The sequence below is a fragment of the Paenibacillus sp. NPDC058174 genome, assembly GCF_042883865.1.
Taxonomy (GTDB): domain Bacteria; phylum Bacillota; class Bacilli; order Paenibacillales; family Paenibacillaceae; genus Pristimantibacillus.
The window spans coordinates 1-18061 of sequence record NZ_JBHVUY010000008.1 but is presented as its reverse complement, the minus strand read 5'-3'; the positions used below and the strand labels follow the sequence as shown (position 1 = coordinate 18061).

The 18061-nt window shown below is 44.7% G+C and carries 18 protein-coding genes, 1 rRNA gene and 1 pseudogene; 4 read left to right on the top strand and 16 right to left on the bottom strand.

Annotation, left to right across the window (positions count from 1 at the left end):
• Positions 1-176: 176 nt before the first annotated feature.
• Together ACFVVF_RS25310 and ACFVVF_RS25305 are read right to left on the bottom strand one after the other, a co-directional pair.
• On the bottom strand, positions 177-953 hold the full coding sequence (locus tag ACFVVF_RS25310; RefSeq protein ID WP_387815462.1) for an AraC family transcriptional regulator: 777 nt from the start codon (positions 951-953) through the stop codon (positions 177-179).
• Between the two features lie 25 nt (positions 954-978).
• Positions 979-1554, bottom strand: coding sequence for a LysE family translocator (locus ACFVVF_RS25305; protein WP_387815460.1), 576 nt, complete (start codon positions 1552-1554; stop codon positions 979-981).
• Positions 1555-1751: 197 nt separating this feature from the next.
• Here ACFVVF_RS25305 and ACFVVF_RS25300 point away from each other — a divergent pair, with 197 nt between their 5' ends.
• From ACFVVF_RS25300 to ACFVVF_RS25290, 3 genes are all read left to right on the top strand, one after another.
• Positions 1752-2279, top strand: coding sequence for a histidine phosphatase family protein (locus tag ACFVVF_RS25300; RefSeq protein WP_387815458.1), 528 nt, complete (start codon positions 1752-1754; stop codon positions 2277-2279).
• A gap of 254 nt (positions 2280-2533) precedes the next feature.
• On the top strand, positions 2534-2932 hold the full coding sequence (gene merR / locus ACFVVF_RS25295; RefSeq protein WP_387815456.1) for a mercury resistance transcriptional regulator MerR: 399 nt from the start codon (positions 2534-2536) through the stop codon (positions 2930-2932).
• Positions 2933-3054: 122 nt separating this feature from the next.
• On the top strand, positions 3055-3498 hold the full coding sequence (locus ACFVVF_RS25290) for a putative iron-sulfur cluster-binding metallochaperone (protein ID WP_483875036.1): 444 nt from the start codon (positions 3055-3057) through the stop codon (positions 3496-3498).
• A 23-nt stretch (positions 3499-3521) separates the two neighbouring features.
• Here ACFVVF_RS25290 and ACFVVF_RS25285 read toward each other — a convergent pair.
• From ACFVVF_RS25285 to ACFVVF_RS25260, 6 genes and pseudogenes are all read right to left on the bottom strand, one after another.
• A pseudogene (locus tag ACFVVF_RS25285) lies at positions 3522-3659 on the bottom strand (sigma factor-like helix-turn-helix DNA-binding protein); the annotation flags it as partial.
• On the bottom strand, positions 3649-4188 hold the full coding sequence (locus ACFVVF_RS25280) for a hypothetical protein (RefSeq protein WP_387815452.1): 540 nt from the start codon (positions 4186-4188) through the stop codon (positions 3649-3651). The pseudogene ACFVVF_RS25285 and the gene ACFVVF_RS25280, both read right to left, overlap by 11 nt.
• Positions 4189-4426: 238 nt before the next feature.
• On the bottom strand, positions 4427-6079 hold the full coding sequence (locus ACFVVF_RS25275; RefSeq protein WP_387815450.1) for a GTP-binding protein: 1653 nt from the start codon (positions 6077-6079) through the stop codon (positions 4427-4429).
• A 1-nt stretch (position 6080) separates the two neighbouring features.
• Positions 6081-7004: a sulfate adenylyltransferase subunit CysD gene (cysD, locus tag ACFVVF_RS25270; RefSeq protein WP_483875035.1), complete on the bottom strand. Its 924-nt coding sequence runs from the start codon at positions 7002-7004 to the stop codon at positions 6081-6083.
• A gap of 236 nt (positions 7005-7240) precedes the next feature.
• Positions 7241-7939: an RNA polymerase sporulation sigma factor SigK gene (gene sigK, locus ACFVVF_RS25265; protein ID WP_387815448.1), complete on the bottom strand. Its 699-nt coding sequence runs from the start codon at positions 7937-7939 to the stop codon at positions 7241-7243.
• Between the two features lie 154 nt (positions 7940-8093).
• Positions 8094-8438 (bottom strand): winged helix-turn-helix transcriptional regulator, encoded by a 345-nt coding sequence (locus ACFVVF_RS25260; RefSeq protein WP_387815446.1) that lies wholly within the window; start codon positions 8436-8438, stop codon positions 8094-8096.
• Between the two features lie 149 nt (positions 8439-8587).
• On the opposite strand from ACFVVF_RS25260, the gene ACFVVF_RS25255 reads away from it, so the two are divergent.
• Positions 8588-9526, top strand: coding sequence for an aldo/keto reductase family protein (locus ACFVVF_RS25255; protein ID WP_387815444.1), 939 nt, complete (start codon positions 8588-8590; stop codon positions 9524-9526).
• A 378-nt stretch (positions 9527-9904) separates the two neighbouring features.
• Here the strand turns inward: ACFVVF_RS25255 and ACFVVF_RS25250 are convergent, their stop codons facing one another.
• The 8 genes from ACFVVF_RS25250 to rrf form a co-directional block, all read right to left on the bottom strand.
• Positions 9905-10309: a VOC family protein gene (locus tag ACFVVF_RS25250; RefSeq protein ID WP_387815442.1), complete on the bottom strand. Its 405-nt coding sequence runs from the start codon at positions 10307-10309 to the stop codon at positions 9905-9907.
• Between the two features lie 296 nt (positions 10310-10605).
• A complete protein-coding gene (locus tag ACFVVF_RS25245) occupies positions 10606-10989 on the bottom strand; it encodes a hypothetical protein (RefSeq protein ID WP_387815440.1) in 384 nt (127 codons plus the stop codon).
• Positions 10990-11015: 26 nt separating this feature from the next.
• A complete protein-coding gene (locus tag ACFVVF_RS25240) occupies positions 11016-11747 on the bottom strand; it encodes a uracil-DNA glycosylase family protein (protein WP_387815438.1) in 732 nt (243 codons plus the stop codon).
• A gap of 77 nt (positions 11748-11824) precedes the next feature.
• A complete protein-coding gene (locus ACFVVF_RS25235; protein WP_387815436.1) occupies positions 11825-13084 on the bottom strand; it encodes an MFS transporter in 1260 nt (419 codons plus the stop codon).
• A gap of 231 nt (positions 13085-13315) precedes the next feature.
• Positions 13316-13951, bottom strand: a complete 636-nt coding sequence (locus ACFVVF_RS25230; protein ID WP_387815726.1) for a cell wall hydrolase — start codon at positions 13949-13951, stop codon at positions 13316-13318.
• A gap of 160 nt (positions 13952-14111) precedes the next feature.
• Positions 14112-15281: an MFS transporter gene (locus ACFVVF_RS25225; RefSeq protein ID WP_387815434.1), complete on the bottom strand. Its 1170-nt coding sequence runs from the start codon at positions 15279-15281 to the stop codon at positions 14112-14114.
• A 265-nt stretch (positions 15282-15546) separates the two neighbouring features.
• Positions 15547-17151, bottom strand: a complete 1605-nt coding sequence (locus tag ACFVVF_RS25220) for an ArnT family glycosyltransferase (RefSeq protein ID WP_387815432.1) — start codon at positions 17149-17151, stop codon at positions 15547-15549.
• An 816-nt stretch (positions 17152-17967) separates the two neighbouring features.
• Positions 17968-18061, bottom strand: a 5S ribosomal RNA gene (rrf, locus tag ACFVVF_RS25215); the annotation flags it as partial.

The following is an 18061-nucleotide window of genomic DNA, read 5'->3' as shown; positions in this document are numbered from 1 at the left end:
GATAAAATCATCAACCCGTTGCGTGCTCAGCGCGTTGCCTTTGTGTAGAACAGAACCCGTCGAATAAGCCTCCACTTCCCCAACTCCTTCATCCATCTTCATCCGATTTCTTATTACGAAATATATTCATATGGTCATGGATGTAGAAGGATATTGCTTTAAAAGGGAAAGCTGCTTCAATTTAGATGTGAAATATATTCATGGGCTGTTGTTCCATATACACTTTTAAAGTGTTTATTTAAGTGAGTTAAATCAAAAAAACCGCATGCAGCTACTGCAAAATAGATATCTCTGTTTTTTTCAATTAACTGCTTTGCCCGTTCTACTTTGCAATTAAGGAAGTATTGATACGGAGAAATACCGGTATGAGCCTTGAACACTCGGATAAATTGAAATTTAGATAAACCAAGCTCTGCGCAGATCTCCTCAAGTTTGAGAACATGCTCCAGGTTCGCGAATATCATATCTTTTGCTTTTCTTATGATGACACTGTCCTTCTTACAGTCGGAAGAAAGATTAGTTTGAACAAAGCTGTCCGTCAGAGATAAGAACAACTCATTGCATAATGCCTCATCTTTTTCGCTTAATATGGCTTCAGAAAGACTTACAATTCGTGATTTAAGCCCGTGATCGTACACGATAGGAGCTGTAAATCGTACAATATCCTTCTTGCCCATAGCCTCTAATAGCAGCTGCGGATCGATATACAGCATGATATAGTCAAGGCCAGATTGATCATTTGCCATACCGTCATGCACCTGCTCGGGATTAAAGAACATCACACCATTCTGATAAGATAATTGCAAGCTGCCATCTACATGATAACGTTGAATACCGCGCAAGGTTACACCTATCGCATACTCCTTGTGGGCGTGCTTTTTATATTTAAATTCAGTCATACTTGCCGATAAGGCAGTAATACCTGCCGATTTTTTATAAAGAAATTTTTCCATCACAGCACCTCTGCATTAAGCTTATCTAAGTCCAAATCATAACAGCAGCGTAAACTAATAGTAAAGCCATCATAACATTAACAATTTTATTATGCTTCTGTAAAAATGCTTTGAAGATCGTACCGAACAGAACCCACGTTGTAAAAGCTAGAAAGCCAATCCCTGTTATTATAATGATACCTAGCGTTATCGCAGCGCTCCCGCTCTTATAGGGCATAATAAAGGCAGGAATGACAGTCAATGCGAACAGTATGACTTTGGGATTTAGAAACTGCATCATGAATCCAGATAAAAAAGTTGCCTTTTGAGTCGTAGTTGAGTTTGACGAATTCGTTTTAAAAATCAAATAGGCTAAATAAAGCATATACATACTCCCGGCTATCTGCATGGCTATTAATATTTTCGGCAAGATCATGACTAGCACATTATTCAAAACAGCGGAAAGAACAAGCAGCAAGCCAAATGCAAGCGTTGCACCATATGTATATTTCATTGCTGTTTTTGGCCCGGATTGCTTTACGGTAGACAATATGACGATATTCGTTGGTCCCGGTGTAAAAGTTGCGATGACACAGTAAATAAAAAAAGATGCAGTATACATGAGAACGCTCCCTTCAAGCTGTTCTCATATCCTACATCTTATTGGGAGTGCCATATAGTATATTATTGCTAGTTACACCGAGAAAGCTAAACGCCAAAGTGCTTTGAATAATGATCTATCAGGAAAATAATTCAAATTTTTGATATAATACGGTTTGAAGCTTTTTATCATTAGATCAGATGACAGGAGGTTTTTAGATGATATACGTAGTGAGGCATGGAGAAACGGACTTCAACAAAGAAGGAAGACTGCAAGGAAGACAAGGGCTTCCATTAAATAAGAACGGGATTGAACAAGCTAAATCATTGCATGAAAGCCTTCGAGGCATTCATTTTGATCATATATATTCGTCACCACAAGAAAGAGCGATTCAAACAGCCGAGATCATTACGAATGCAAAAGCAACAATTGACACGAGAATAGATGTTTTTGATTTAGGTGAAGCCGATACATTGAAAAAGAGTGAAGTTAAGATGGTTGGAGCAGTTCCTGATTCTAACGTGTATAAGCGCGTTGAAGACATTCAAAGCTTCATAAAGAGAGTATTTGATTTCATGAATGAAATCCACGAGCAACATCGCGGAACCGATGTAAATATTCTGTTGTCTGGTCATAGATGTACAACCGGCTGTATGGGTGCCTATTTCGAAGGCATTCCGAAGGATGGGAATTTACTAAGGTTCTCATCTGACAATGGGCAGTATAAAGTGTATGACTTTAAGTAGACTAAGGGCATTTTCCGCCTTTTCAAGTAGGCGGTTTGCTTTTGCACCATAATAAAAAAGAAGCGGTCTGTCGCAAATGCGTAAGTAATTCGATTCTAATTACTCTAGTGCGCAAAGTCAAAGACAAGTTAAACGTTGTTATTCCGTACATTCTCGCCGTGCGTTCTCTTTATCGGTGCAATAATGAAAATAAGTAAACTATCCTTGACCATGTACCTAAGTACATGGTTTATCCTTATATTAGGGGTGAAAAAATGAAATACAAATCAGGGGATATTGCTAAATTATGCAATCTGAATAAAGAAACACTAAGATATTATGAACGAAAAGGTTTGATTTCTGAACCTGCAAGAACTGAAGCAGGCTATAGAGTTTATTCGGAAGAAATACTAAAGAGACTTATGTTTATAAAACGAATGCAAGAACTTGGCTTCACGTTATCTGAAATTGATAAATTACTTGGTATTGTTGATAAAGATGACATAAGGTGCACGGGTATGTATGATTTTGTTGTTCAAAAGCTAGGTGACGTTCAGAAAAAAATTCAAGACCTTCTTAGAATAGAAATTATGTTAAAGGACTTAAAAAACCGTTGCCCTGATGAAAAAGATATTTACGAATGTCCAATTCTTGAAACACTATTTGAAAAGTAATGAATGAAAGAAGCTAATCGATTGCATTTGGATTCATTATAACAATTCGCTTATACATGATATTTTTATCTAGAAATTTTTCTTTTGATATAGTCATATAATAATTATTAAGCTGAAGGAAGATGAAAATGGAAAATTGCTGCGTATCAAATCAGAGCATGAAATCAGAAGAATTTAAATGTCCATCATGTGGCGATGCAGGAAAGCCGATTGATATTATAACACTAAAAAGCTTGTTGAACCCTTCCGCACTTGAACAATTAGAAGCTAAAAACGAATATCGGTTTTGTCAGTCGTCAAATTGTGATGTTGTTTATTTCACTCAAAACAGACGCCTATACGTTAAAGAACAAATTAAGATTCCGGTATATCAGAAAGATAACAGCGAAAATACCCCTGTTTGTTATTGCTTCAGTTGGACACGTCAGAGACTTTCGGAAAGCGGAAAAGCGGCTATTGCAAACATTTCATCACACGTTAAGGCAGGTCGTTGCGGTTGCGAAGTAAACAACCCGCAGGGGTCTTGTTGTTTAGGAAATGTAACCCAATTTATTCAACAAATCTAAGACAGCCCCCGTCCGTAACATCTTCAAGTATAAATGAAAGGAAAGTAATGAATTAGAGTGTGATACAGCTTCATCAGCACCCGCTTCTCAATCCACGAGACATAGCTGCGGCCGATCCTCAGTTCCTTCGCTATCTCCCGCTGTGTCGGCTCACCCCCGCCATGTTTTTAATAAATCCCTTTTTACTTTCCAATCTCTCAGTAATGAACCTATATACATAAAAATGAAAGGTAAAAAATTGACCATTAAAAAAATGATCGAAATGATGTATTTATTATATGTGAACGACTTCATTTGTTCGAGAATTGTAAAAATCGCATACACAAAATTATTATAGAGGCCATAAAGAAGCCACACAACCTCAGAAGGAACTACAATCGGCGCAACTGCGCGATCCATTCTTGCATCAAGATCGTCTGTTAAATAATTGAAAGCAGACCAGCACCAAAATAGAAAGCCTAGAATACTCACACTTAACAGGATGAGAAACTTATATTTTTTCTCGTAAATATTTTTAACAATATTGTATCCAGTAATCATATAAACGATTGGTAATACGACAACTATAAAAGAAAAAGAATTTTTAAATAGAATTGCTTCAAAACCATATAAGATTAGTATTATTACTAAAAAAACGCTTATTATCATATGTGCTAGCAACAATAAGACAAGTTTTTTACTAAATGCCAAACACATCACCTCTCCATTTTTAAAGCACTAGTACTCTCAGATATTTACAATTCGACATTTTATACGATTCTCCTTTGACTTTGAATGTTAACTCCAAAAGTGTCTTCTACAAAGCAGCGGCTGATCCCGAGCTTCTTCGCAATCTTCCGCTGCTTCCGCTCATCCCCGCAAAAAGAAGAGCACTGCGTTAACACAGTGCTCTCAGAGTGTCTATGAAGTCCTTAGGACTTCTATATTTTTATATGGAATAACTATCTTGAATGAGAGCCTTCACGACACGCTTCACGACATCTGTTGCTGCTTCCTCGATCGAAGCAGCAGCTTCGATTGGCAAAAAGGCTTGACCAATGATGTCATGCGCAATGGCTTGGTCATTGTCGTTCGCAGAACCGGCAGGTACCAATGCAATAAGTCCTGCATCGTTTAGCAAGGTGGCATAAGCCGCGATTTGCTGCACAGATTCTCCTGATCGATTATCGATCAACATCGTGTGGAAGCCTCTCGCTACCAACCGTTTCTCGATTTCCTTCGCAAGAGCCAAATTGTCCAGAACGGAACCAGTAAGCCATAGCGTTAATGGCTGCTGTCCTTTTTGCTGGGCACGAACATCTCTGGTCACTTCCGTATCGATCCGGACGACATTCTCAGAGCTTTGAAGAGCTTCGTCAATGACGCCGCAAGCGGATGTCATATTCGTTACGCGATCGATGAGAATAAATCCGCCGATGCTTTTATTTTTTTCGAACGAGTCAAAAACAATACCATCCGATAATGAAAATTCACATTTAGCCAATTCATTCTTAACTACATGATCAGCAGTAACCGTATTGCCTGTATTAATATCGATTTTGTTATTAATGGCTGTCACAGTACCTGGAAGAACCTTCGTACCTACCTTCACCAAAACATCTTTGCCCGGTGTCAGGACAGAATCATCCATCCAAAGAATCGTAGCGCTAAAGCTGTCAGCCTCTTTGAGCTGATTGTCCTTCGTAAACACACAACCTCGTGAAACGTCGACTTCCCGATCCAATTGAATAGTCACAGGTTGTCCGGCATGAGCGGAATTCCTATCTTGGTCTGTTACTAAGATTCTTTTAACCTTCGCCTTCTCACGGCTAGGCAGAGTTATCAGTTCATCGCCAACTGCGATTCTGCCGGCTTCAATCTGGCCTTGGAATCCGCGGAATGTGTGATCCGGCCGGCATACCCGCTGAATAGGCATCATGAATGGCTTCACGTCGTCGCTTGTATGAACATCAACACTCTCCAAATACGGCAGCAAAGGAAGACCCTTGTACCAAGGCGTATTGGGCGATTTCGCCGTAATGTTATCCCCCTCTGTTGCAGAAACAGGGATCACCTGAATGCTCTCAAACCGGAATTCAGTGGTGATGCGAGAGAATTCTTCTTTGATTTCAGCAAATTTTTCCGTATCAAAATCCACCAAATCCATTTTGTTTACCGCCAAAACCAGATGCTTAATCCCCATGAGGGCGCAAATCCGGGTATGGCGCTTCGTTTGAGTAATAATCCCTTTAGTTGCGTCCACAAGAATAACGGCAAGATCAGCAAAAGATGCGCCTACGGCCATGTTACGTGTATATTCTTCGTGCCCCGGGGTGTCCGCAACAATGAACGAACGGTGATCCGTCGTAAAATACCGATAAGCCACATCAATCGTAATCCCCTGCTCACGTTCCGCAATCAGCCCGTCAAGAAGCAAGGAGTAGTCAATTTTGCCGCCACGGCTGCCCAACCTGCTGTCTAGCTCGAGCGCTCTCTCCTGATCGGCGAACAGAAGCTTAGCCTCATAAAGCATATGTCCAATCAAGGTGGATTTGCCGTCATCTACACTTCCACAAGTTATAAATTTAAGCAGACTCTTCATCTTAGAAATAGCCCTCCCGTTTACGTCTTTCCATGCTTCCCGCTTCTTCCTGGTCGATAACCCTGGTTGTCCGTTCGGATGATACCGCACCAAGTGTTTCTTCGATGATAGCATCCAGCGTGTCCGCCTCCGATAGGGCGCCGCCAGTCAGAGGATAGCAGCCTAATGTGCGAAACCGCATCTTCATCATTTCAATCTTCTCGCCTGGCTCGAGTCTCATACGCTCATCATCCGCCATGATGATCTGTCCATCGCGATTGACGACTGGTCTTTCTTTCGCAAAGTAGAGGGGTACAATATCAATGTTCTCTCTGCGAATGTATTGCCAGATATCTTTTTCCGTCCAGTTGGAAATCGGGAATACGCGGATGCTTTCACCCTTATTAATTCTGGTGTTGAAAAGCTTCCACATTTCCGGCCGCTGATTTTTCGGATCCCAGGCATGATTCTTATTACGGAATGAGAAAATCCGCTCCTTCGCACGTGACTTTTCCTCATCACGTCTTCCACCGCCAAAAGCAGCTGTAAATCCGTATTGGTCCAAGCCTTGCTTCAATGCTTGGGTTTTCATAATATCGGTATAGGCGGAACCATGATCGAATGGGTTGATCCCTTGCTCAATCCCTTCCTGATTGGAGTGAACGAGCATGTTGATTCCGAATTCTTTCGCCTTGCGGTCGCGGAATTCAATCATCTCTTTGAACTTCCACGTCGTATCAATATGCAGGAAAGGAAACGGCGGCTTCTCCGGATAAAATGCTTTCAGCGCCAAATGCAGCATCACGGAGCTATCCTTACCGATCGAGTACAACATCACGGGATTTTCACATTCCGCCGCTACTTCTCGAATAATATAAATCGCTTCAGCCTCGAGTTGATCCAGATGTGTTGCTGCATCTATGGAATCAAGCATCAATTTGTCCATGAAAAAGTGCCTCCCTTTAATCCTTACTAAATCTATAGACTATATTCTACTTCGTATATCGTATCAGATTTTCACTTTTATGCAAAGTGAAATAAAGTATTTTCTTTTTATTTTTTGAGGTTTTGGTTTTCATGAAAAGGAGAACGAAACCGTATACATATAAGATTGTACAGGCAAAAAAAAGGACGGATCGAGTAATCATCTCGAAGGCGTCCTGTTTCTTCCATATTATAAGGTCACTTCTTCGCCTTATAAAACTCATGATACAGCTTCATGAGCGCTCTCTTCTCAATCCGCGACACATAACTCCGGCTAATCCCCAGTTCTTTCGCGATTTCCCGCTGTGTCCGTTCATCCCCGCCATGATCCAGGCCGAACCGGCCGCGGATTACTTCCTGCTCCCGCTCATCGAGTATGTCGAGATTGCGGTAGATTTTACTTTTCTCAATCTTCAGCTGCACCCGGTCCACGACATCATCGGCTTCCGTGCCAAGGATATCGATCAGCGTGATTTCGTTCCCCTCTTTATCCGTGCCAATGGGATCATGCAAGGAAACATCCTTGCGCGTCTTTTTAAGCGATCTCAAATGCATAAGTATTTCGTTCTCGATACAACGAGCCGCGAACGTCGCAAGCTTAGTGCCTTTTCCGGTCTGAAAGCTCTCGATGGCTTTAATCAATCCAATCGTGCCGATCGAGATCAAATCCTCGAGGTCTTCTCCAGTGTTGTCGAATTTTTTGACAATATGCGCAACAAGACGCAGGTTGTGCTCGATCAGCAAATTGCGGGAATGCGCATTGCCTTCCGCCATAAGCTGCAAATGCTTCATTTCGTCATCCTCATGAAGCGGTTGCGGGAAAGCGTTATTTTTGACGTACGATACGAGCATTGACAGCTGTTTGATGAACAGCGCGATTGTCGCAAACAGTCCCATGTACCCTTACACCCCCAAGTCGGATTACCGAGGGGCAGCACTCCCCCCCAGCGCACAATGAAGTCGGTTCTACATTGTATGAGGGCGAGTGCCTAGAAGTGCATGTACCCGGGCGAGAATGTCAGCCAGCCATGTCCTAATCGTTAAAAAACAGCTATGTCCAACGTGCTGCCCACAGCTTCATCTCATGGCAAATGACATGCAGATCATGGCCTTTGGGCGTCAGTGTATATTCTACAGTTACCGGAACAGTCGGGAAAACTTTGCGCTCCAGCACGCCCTGCTCCTCCAAATGGCGAAGTGTACTGGTCAAAGCCCGCGGACTTACGTTTGGTATGCGGCGCTGCAATTCACCAAAACGGAGCGTGCCGCCAAACAATTCGCGAATAACGAGAAACGCCCATTTTCCTCCTAGTACGTCTAGCGTTTTTTCAATATTGCATTCAATATGTACAGGTGTTTTGGGGACGTAATTGCTCGCTTTATCGGTGGTTTTCACTAGGGTTCCTCCTCATTGCACATTACTATACTGAAGGTTACTATCTACCGTTTTTATAATTAAGTGAAAAACATTTCACTTCTTTCAATCATATAGGAATTTATATAGTATGGAAAGGGAACCACAACTTTTTCGAGGAGGAATGGAACATGAAATATCGGAGATTAGGTGCGAGTGGGCTAAAGGTTAGCGAGATCAGCTTGGGAAGCTGGCTTACATATGGCGGTTACGTTGAACGTGAAAATGCGGTGAATGCAATCAAAACAGCTTACGATCTGGGAATCAATTTCTTCGATACAGCCAATGTCTATGAAAGAGGCGCAGCAGAAGAACTGGTGGGCAAAGCGTTGAAAGCTTATCCGCGCGAATCCTATGTGCTAGCTACAAAAGCTTTCTGGCCGATGGGCGACGGTCCTAACGACCGCGGCTTATCCCGCAAGCATGTCATCGAGCAAGCCAATGCAAGCTTGAAGCGTCTCGATCACGATTATATCGATATTTTTTACTGCCACCGTTATGATCCGGAGACTAGACTGGAAGAAACGCTCCGCGCAATTGACGACCTCGTCCGTCAAGGCAAAGTGCTGTATGTCGGCGTGAGTGAATGGCAGGCTTCGCAAATTGCTGAGGGACTCGGTGTTGCCGATCGCTATCTGCTGGACCGCATCGTCGTCAATCAACCCGTCTACAATATGTTCGACCGCTATATTGAAAAAGAAGTGATGCCGCTGAGCGAACGTTCCGGTATCGGACAAGTTGTATTTTCGCCGCTGGCTCAAGGCTTGCTGACAGGCAAATACACCTCCGTCTCCGACATTCCGCAAGACAGCCGGGCTGCTAAGCTGGAGTGGATGCGCAAAGGCATCACTGAGGAAAAAATAGCGAAAGTTCAGCAGCTCGAAAAAGTCGCCGCTGAACTGGATCTCTCCGTCGGCAATCTTGCGCTTGCCTGGATTTTGCGCAATGCCAATGTGGCGAGTGCACTGGTCGGCGCAAGCCGCCCTGAGCAAGTAACCGAGAACGCCAAGGCTTCCGGTGTCGAGTTAAGCCAAGACGTGCTTGCGCGGATTGAGGAGATCTTGAAGTAGCAGAACTGTACTCTGCCAAATTCATACTTATTAAAAAATGACCCTCCTGAGGGGTCATTTTTTAATATCATTTTATTGATTGCCGAGAGTTTGTTACTACTGCCTATTGTTTCGCATTTATTTCCTTATCCTTTTTCTGTAGCCAGAAGGAAAAATAACCGATTAAGTAACTGGTAACAGTAATAATCGGAATTAACTTCGATGCTTTTATAGACAACCCCTCACCGACAAAATAATTAACCAATGAATTACTGCTAATAATCGTCACAATAAGTAAAAACAAGAGTGGCATCCATCTCAACAGCTTCAGAGAAACTCACCCCTTATAATTTAGATAGTAGAATGGTCATTTCTATCTGAAGCAAAATCGTCCACCTGCTATCTTCCATGTATAGTGACCGATGGCCCGTAGCTGGATATTTCCACAAGATTCTCATCTGGGTCGCGAACATAAATAGATTGAATCGGTCCAAGCGCGCCAGAACGTTCTACCGGTCCTAATTCAACTTTGGCTCCATGTGTATTCAATTGGTCCAGAATAGAACGAATAGAATCGCTTGTAATGATGCAAAAATCACCCGATCCTGGTGTCGGCGTTTTTGCTTTTGGATCGATTTCCTCGCCCAGCTGCTGGAAGTTGATTTTCTGCTGGCCAAATTTAGCCGCTTTTCTCCCTTGACCAAAAGTGATGATTTTCATGCCAAGTACATCGCCATAGAAACGGCATGACGCTTCCACATCTTTCACCGTCAATACCAGATGATCGAACCGCAAAATTTCCATAACCATAAACTCCTTCCACACTACTTGCGTTTTATATTTATTATTTCCCTTTTTAATTTTCCCTTATCATAGCGTGTAAGATCTATAATGGCAACTCTGCTTAAGGTATCGCTGCTTGCTTATGGAGTCCTGCTTTCACGGTAGCAGTAATAGGATGAAGTTCATTTCAGCAGGAAGAATCACAAAAAAACTCTCATCACCAATAAGAGCTTTCTTGTACAGTAAATTATTCGGCTGGGATACCAGTTTTATTAGTATGAGTGAAATTTGCGAAGCAGGTTCGCTATTTTGCGAACCTAATTTCGTTCTACAATAACAGTGAAGTGGGCAAAATCCCCCATAACGAACTTACGTTCGCTTTTCGAGAACCAAGGTTCACGAATAGCGAACATCTCTTCGCTGCAGCCGAATTTGCCCCCGCTCACTCGCACATTAGCGAAATTAGCTTCGCTCTTTTGCGAACCAGCTTCGTTAATGCCACCCGCGCCGCTCACTTTGAGCACATTTTGCGAATCTGCTTCGCTGATATCACTAGCGTCGCTCACTTCGAGCACATTACGCGAATCTGCTTCGCTGATATCACTAGCGTCGCTCACTTCGAGCACGTATGCGTACCGGCTACGCTGATGCCACCCGCGTCGCTCCTCTCCGCGCACGTCGGTCAACCAACTCGACCTCATTCTACGCCACAAAAGCTTGCTTACTCTCATTCCCGCCCAAACCAGCTATGAACCGTCCGCTCCAGCTCCGCCTTCCGCTCCGCGAACTGCCTTCGGCGATGTCCATTCGCTCCTGAAGGATGCGGCATATGGAACAAGCATCGCTCCCCGTCGAGCAGCCCCTCACGCGTAAACTGCTGCAGCACATCGGCTACCGATTTGCCTAGCGGCACAACGAGTGCATCCCGTGCAGCCTGCAGCTCAGTTAACAAAATCTCACGAGCATAACGCATTAGAAATACCGATTTCGCCAGCTCCGGCTGATGACCGGTATAGTTCTCACCGGACTGGAATACCGGGTACCGAACTGCTGACGTCGTATGCAGCAAATGACGCTCCTGCTCGAACAGCGACCGGCTGCTTTCTATGCTAAGCGCCTCCGGGAGCCGAATTGCATCCAGCATCTCGTACAGATTTTGGCGCATCGTACCCGCAAAGCTGGCAACAGCTTTAGCTCTTCGATCAATCTCCGGATGGGGCATATTCTCCAGCAGTCCCAGTCTGGCTTGTTCATAAGCAATCGCCATTTGTGTAAAACCAGGCGTAATGCCGATTATCATAATTTTTGCTTGCTCATTTACATATTCGAAGGGAATATAGTATAGCGACATATTCTGATGCGAATCAAGCAGCAGCTCCGGTACAAGCAGCTGTTCTTTCGTCAGTGCTCCGGATGGCATCGACAATATATAGTCCTTATACTTCAATAATTGGCTCATAGTCCTGCATGACCTCCCATTGCAATCATCAGTTTGAGCATTTCATTTCCACTTTTCTAAACGCACCTTTGTCTTTTTTAACAATCTGGAGCCACAGCTGCCCGCTTCGGTACCGTCCGGTGCAAATACGCATGTACGACAAAGACCGCGACGGAAAGCAGCGATGCTCCTGCTCCAATCCATAATACAGGCGTGACACCCGTATGATCATACACATAGCCAAACAGCGTCGGCGCAATCATCCGGCCCGCACTGCCGAAACCGCCGACAACACCCATATAGAAGGGAGCGGATTTCCCCGCATTTTCGGATAAGAAAGCCGGTATGACAGGCAGCAGCAGCATTTCCCCAATCGTACATACAATCATACCTAAGACGAGATACCAATAGGAATCATGCAGAAAAGCAATAAAGGTAAACCCAATCGAATAACAGATTGAGCTTGCTACAATTTCACGGCTCACGGAGCCGGCTAGCATCTTCTTAATCGCATTCGTCACTGGCTGGCCGACAAAGATGACAATGCCGTTGATGCTCCAAAGCAGGCTGTACATGGTGAGCGAATGGCCGCTATCTGTCAAAAATGGTGCAACGCCGTTGTTCCAGATCATAAGCGCAAAGAAGAACAGCAGCGAACCGATGCCGAGGTATAAATACATGCCCGTATTCCTCAGTTTTTGCCCTAACGTCGCTTCTTGTTCCAGCTGCGATCTTCCCGTGAGGCCGTCCGCTCCTAGCGCAGACCCATTGCTTGTCTCCGGCACCGCCTCTTCTTCCTCACTGCTGCCTGTACGCATAATGAGCATTAAGTAGAGACCGAATACAAGTGTTGATATGGCGGTAACGGCATACGTCAATGTAAACGAAAAAGCAGCGATCAGTCCGCCCACAGACGCTCCGATAGCCAGACCTGCGTTGTTGCCGACATATATTGCATTGTACAGCTTGCGGCGATGCGCCTTCCACCGGAAACCGATATAGGCGTTGATCGAAGGTACTGCCAGATTGTTCACGAGACCGTACAAGCTAGTGAGCACGACGTAGACGGCATATTCCCGCGTAAGCACAACAGATGCGATAAGCGTTGCCGACAGCATCATCGAGCCGATGATAAGCCGTTTGGGGCCAAGCCGGTTATAGAGCGCACCTCCGGCAAATTGACCGATTAAGCCAGCCAATGCCTGAAACAGCAGCACCATGCCTGCCTCCGCATAGCTCCGTCCAAGCACCTGATGCACGTATAGCGTTGTAAGCGGCCACAATATCGAATTGCCGGTAGCATTGATTAAGCTTGCTGCTATAAAGGACAACGCGTCCCTCGGGTAATTTTTTTCCAATCGAACTAATATAGATTCAATCCACTGCTTCACTTGCCCAATACCACCTTGTCTGAAAAGAAACCTGTCTTTCCTTGCGAATGCATACTTCTCGTATCATACGCCATTCTGTACACTGTTTCCACGTTAGTTCCTTCCATTATCGTCTATTAGCTGCTCCGTATAAAAGAAAGAGATGCCCTGCGCCGGGAGGGCGGCAGCTGCATCTCTTCTCAAACTTTGGCATTCTATTTATTTGGTAAATACATGGTTGCCGATTTTGGCCGTTACCTTGCGGGATTGGAACCATTTCGACTCCGTCGCCTTCGGATTATAGAAGTAGTAAGCTCCTTTAGAAGGATCGATCCGCCTTGCCGCTTCCTTCGCCGCCTTGAATGCCGTATCGTTCGGAATGAGCCAAAACTGGCCATTGCTGACGGAACTAAATGCATTGGCGGCAAAAATAACGTCGTGAATGCTGTTCGGGAACATCGGCGACTTCGCCCGGTTAAGGACGACTGAAGCTACCGCCACCTGTCCTTTGTAGCTCTCGCCCCGCGACTCCGAGTAAACCACTCTTGCAAGCCGCGATAGATCCGGGCGGCTGACCGTCACTTTCTTCAACGCATGCATCGTCAACGACCCTGCAACGCCATCCTTAGGAAGTCCTGCGCCGCCTTGAAAGGCAGCTACTGCATTTTTCGTGGATGCATTGAATTTTCCGTTGATGCTGCCCTTGTAATAATTGAGCATATAGAGCCGCTCCTGCAAATCCTTGACGCTCTCTCCGCTGCTTCCCATCTTCATTGAGGCTGCACTTGCCGTACCGTTCACACTGAGCATCAATACAAGGATGGCAAGCAGAACTGCACTTGCTGTTCGTTTCATCACTTTCGTCAATCCCTCCAACTGGTTGTGTTATGGAATCTCGCTGTATTGCAGGGATCCGCCGCGAAAATGATTTTACCATAACTTAACTTCCGTTTTGGGGATTCAAAGATTTTTCTAATTGATTTCTAATATTGCCCGATGTATCTCACCCTAACTACTAGACTTGTTTCTCCCTAACGAAGGGAAGAAGCAGATATTGCAGCAGTGCAGCGCCGAACAGGACGATCGCCAGCCAGGCCGACTCGGTATCCTTTGCCATGATAATCATTGCTGCGATCGATATGATTCTGCCCGTATTAAGGAACAGCTCCCGTATGACGACCGATTCAACACGAAGCTGTCCTTTTAGCGGCAGCAAGCTCATCATGCGGAAATAAAATGAATTGAGCGTATTAACCGTAAGCGGATTGCAGATCGAGAATAAGATCATAAAGATGACAACCGACCACAGCTTCATATCAATGAGCAGCATGGCTGCACCCAGCAGAACACCCGTAACGGAATAGAGCAAGTACTTGCTCACATTCTCTTTGCTTCTTTTCGTAATGGCATAGCCGGTCGCTACTGTCAACGCTGAGAAAAAGACGCCCAAATAACCGACCCAATCTTCACGCCCTACAGTCTGGAAAAGAAGAATGTTCGGGAGAAACAGCATAACGCCTTGGAATAGCCCCATTAGGAAAAAGCTAATCAGTGCTTTCAGCCAGCGCGGATGCTTCCGCATAATTAATAAAGCAAATTTCAAGTAATACGCTTTGTGATGCGATTTCATGATCGGAATGCGGAAACTGATAAGCGCCGCTACCAGAAACATGACAAAGGCCAGCATAAAAATAAACATATAGCCCTGCAGTCCTTGGCTTCGCTGAATAATAAAGCCCGCAAGCGCCGGACCGGCCAGACCCGCGGTATTGAACACAATCATATTGACACCTAGATATCGAAGCCGGTTCGCCTCGGTCGATACATCGTACTGCATGACAAGATAGCCGGTCCAATAGAAACCGGACGCTATGCCATTGAGCAGCGCGAAAGCAATATAATAGTGCGCAACCTGTTCCTGAGCAATGACGACAAGCAAATAAAACATCGCATTCAGCGCGATGCCAATCCGGTACGTCAGCATTTTGTCCCGCCGCTTCGCAATCCAGCCGCCAAAAGCAAATACAAACGGGGTAGTCGCGAACAAAAGAATGTTATAGAGGCCGTTAATCGCCAAGTCTTGCGTCAATCGCCATAAGTAAAGATTGAGAAACAGCCCCGACATCGAGGCGCCAAACTGGAAAAAACCGTGAATAATGATTGAGATCACTGCGTTTCTGCTCAATCTTCTTTCAGGTGGCAGCAGCGTCCTGCCCTTGCTCAATTGAAATTTTGATCCTAAGCCGCCCAACATCTGATGCGTCCGCCTCCTGCTATTGTAGTCCTAGCCTGCACGGTCCAAGACTGTTGCGTTCATTTTAACACAGCAGCATATTTAGGCATATGGAAACCGTATAGGCTCCCAGTCCTAAAAACGAGCAAATGGCCCGCTGAGGGGCCATCTGCTATGCGGCAATGCTATATATCAACGTCATTCTGCTATTTTCAGCTTATTTCTCCGTCACGACTGAATAATGCTTAAAGCGCTTAATTTCATAGCGGGATTCATCCTCAGGAAGAGGATCTCCGTTCGCGAAAAGATAAGCCGCCTTCTCCCCATCATGAATGACCGGCTGCTCAAACCGGTAACGTCCGAAAGACTGAACCTGCTGAAACGCTCCCCCAGGATTCGCATAAACGACACTCTCGTTAAATTCTCGCGGATCGATCCGCTCATTCAACAGTACGTAAATATAAGGCATATTAACCCTATTCGTAATATAGATCGTTCCATCCGTTACATCCGATGCGTACCGTATCGCCTCACCAAAGGATTCGAAAAAAATCGGACTGATCTGCTCCGGAAACTTTCGGACATATTGATTCGCAAACAGAATGAAATATGCGGCAAACAAAGCAACAGCAAAGCGAGTCGCCCACTTCTCTTTTTCGGACAGCCAGGTCACCCCTGCAACTGCCAGCAGAATCAGAGGATAAAAGACAACGTTAATACGATTAATGTTTGCATCGCTAATAATGAAAGCCATCAATACGGCAATCGCCAGCCATAGCAAAATGATAAGCTTGATAGGATCGGCTTTGCGCTGCAGTGCGCTGATTGTCGTTGCAAGCCCTAGTATAATGAGCGGCAAAGCGATCGGATACATATACCCGTATTTCGGCAGCGCATTCCAAATCAGGCCATCGTTCTGGCTAATTATGATCTCGAAAAACCGCTTCATATGGCTAAGGCCAGTCGACATCATATCTGATCCGAAAATGCTGGACTGCTGCTCCACTCTCGGAACTGTCAGCTTCGGTATCGTCACGAGAGCCGTAATGGCGTTCATCGAATACCGATTAATAACGACAAACAGCAGAATGGGAAGCGCCAGCACGGTAAACGATGCTCCATTCACGAGAATACGGCGCAAGGATACCAAACGCTTGACGTAGAACACAATATAGGTCGAAAGGACGAATAGCGGTGCGAAAAAATAGGCGGTTCCATACGCGTATAAGGACAGCGCCATCGTGATCGAGAACGCCAGCAGCCAGCGTGGCCGCTCTATTGCCTTGCTGGCAAAATAGACAGCTAGCAGCACTAAAGCAGGCATTAGGTTCGATTCCAGCGCCCAGCGCGACATCATAATATGCCATGGGCAGATGACGATAAGGAAGGCTGCAATAAGCATAACGCGGCGATTGTCCGGGATAAATCGTTTGGCAATCGTGTAAAACAGGAACAAAGTAATGACACCAGCGATCGCACTCACGATTCGTATTGAGAACGTGTTTAAGCCGAACAGATAAATGAACGGCATCGACAGATAGGCGTACAAAGCATTTTGCCCGCTGCCCCAAGCAATAAGATGAATCGGCAGAAAACTGCCGTTCCGGTCTACTCCATAATGCAAAATGGCGTAAGCATCATAGCCAATTGAGGCTTCATCCTGATTTAGACCAGCTGGTAGCGACGAGATCGCTGCCAGTCGAATGACAATTCCAATGCCGAATAAAACAGCAAGCAGCGGGTTACTCTTCAGCCATGTGACTGCGTGCCTCCACCCCGCCAATAGATCAATTTTACCTGAATTAATCTTCTGTCTTCCCATTCTCGTATTCGTTTGCGGATTCAATATCTCCCCTGCTTTCTCTTTTTAGGCAGCCAATTTGTTTTAGTAATAATAGTGCTAATAGATTAATAGATTGCTAGGTATATTAGATCCGAATACCCATTTAAGCAAAAGATCCTCTCATCTGCTCTTTATGGGGCATAAAAGCAATACTGGGATTATAATCTGTTTAGCCTTTGCATGCAATAATTATCGCTCACGCCTACTTGTCCTCTTGCAAGCATGCGTTTTCCGCGGTAAAGTCCACTAATTTGATACACGTTGCTCGTTCTAACGTATACTGCCCTTCTATATCCATCCTCACCATCCGTAACTCTGACTCTACGAACTATTCAAAACAAAATGCAAAAATGCAGGTTGTTTAGCCATTTCATAGCCAATGTGGGCATCAAAATGTAAATGTGCAGGTTGATCGCCCGTTTTGAGGTCATTTTGATTAAATTGGTTAATTTCAAATGTATTTTTACATTTTGAAGGCTGTTTGCAGCCTTTTTGACTAAATCAAAATGTACTTTTACATTTTGAAAGGCAAGGTCAGTTTATTCGGCCTGTCATATTAATTAGTTGGGCGGATTTGGACTGACTTTTAGCGAATGCTAAAGCCGAACATCAGATTTACTGGGAAACACGAGTTACAAGGAGGTTTTGAGGTACTTTCATTCATTGAGTGGGATTTGGATAAAGATCTTAAACTATAAAAAACCAAAGACAACTTGCACGCGCAAAGTTAATTTGCGAATGTTATAACTATAATAAACAAAAAAACCTGCCGCAATTATGCGGCAGGCCTCTCGTGCTTGGCGACGTCCTACTCTCCCAGGACCCTGCGGTCCAAGTACCATCGGCGCTGGAGGGCTTAACGGTCGTGTTCGGTATGGGAACGCGTGGT

What these genes read in the sequence shown, in the direction of transcription:
- ACFVVF_RS25305 (WP_387815460.1), bottom strand. Translation starts at nt 1,554, where the DNA reads ATGTATACTGCATCTTTTTTTATTTACTGTGTCATCGCAACTTTTACA.
- ACFVVF_RS25310 (WP_387815462.1), bottom strand. Translation starts at nt 953, where the DNA reads ATGGAAAAATTTCTTTATAAAAAATCGGCAGGTATTACTGCCTTATCG.
- ACFVVF_RS25245 (WP_387815440.1), bottom strand. Translation starts at nt 10,989, where the DNA reads ATGAGGTCGAGTTGGTTGACCGACGTGCGCGGAGAGGAGCGACGCGGG.
- ACFVVF_RS25255 (WP_387815444.1), top strand. Translation starts at nt 8,588, where the DNA reads ATGAAATATCGGAGATTAGGTGCGAGTGGGCTAAAGGTTAGCGAGATC.
- ACFVVF_RS25290 (WP_483875036.1), top strand. Translation starts at nt 3,055, where the DNA reads ATGAAAATGGAAAATTGCTGCGTATCAAATCAGAGCATGAAATCAGAA.
- ACFVVF_RS25240 (WP_387815438.1), bottom strand. Translation starts at nt 11,747, where the DNA reads ATGAGCCAATTATTGAAGTATAAGGACTATATATTGTCGATGCCATCC.
- ACFVVF_RS25230 (WP_387815726.1), bottom strand. Translation starts at nt 13,951, where the DNA reads ATGAAACGAACAGCAAGTGCAGTTCTGCTTGCCATCCTTGTATTGATG.
- ACFVVF_RS25220 (WP_387815432.1), bottom strand. Translation starts at nt 17,151, where the DNA reads ATGGGAAGACAGAAGATTAATTCAGGTAAAATTGATCTATTGGCGGGG.
- ACFVVF_RS25250 (WP_387815442.1), bottom strand. Translation starts at nt 10,309, where the DNA reads ATGGAAATTTTGCGGTTCGATCATCTGGTATTGACGGTGAAAGATGTG.
- ACFVVF_RS25275 (WP_387815450.1), bottom strand. Translation starts at nt 6,079, where the DNA reads ATGAAGAGTCTGCTTAAATTTATAACTTGTGGAAGTGTAGATGACGGC.
- ACFVVF_RS25300 (WP_387815458.1), top strand. Translation starts at nt 1,752, where the DNA reads ATGATATACGTAGTGAGGCATGGAGAAACGGACTTCAACAAAGAAGGA.
- merR (WP_387815456.1), top strand. Translation starts at nt 2,534, where the DNA reads ATGAAATACAAATCAGGGGATATTGCTAAATTATGCAATCTGAATAAA.
- cysD (WP_483875035.1), bottom strand. Translation starts at nt 7,004, where the DNA reads ATGGACAAATTGATGCTTGATTCCATAGATGCAGCAACACATCTGGAT.
- sigK (WP_387815448.1), bottom strand. Translation starts at nt 7,939, where the DNA reads ATGGGACTGTTTGCGACAATCGCGCTGTTCATCAAACAGCTGTCAATG.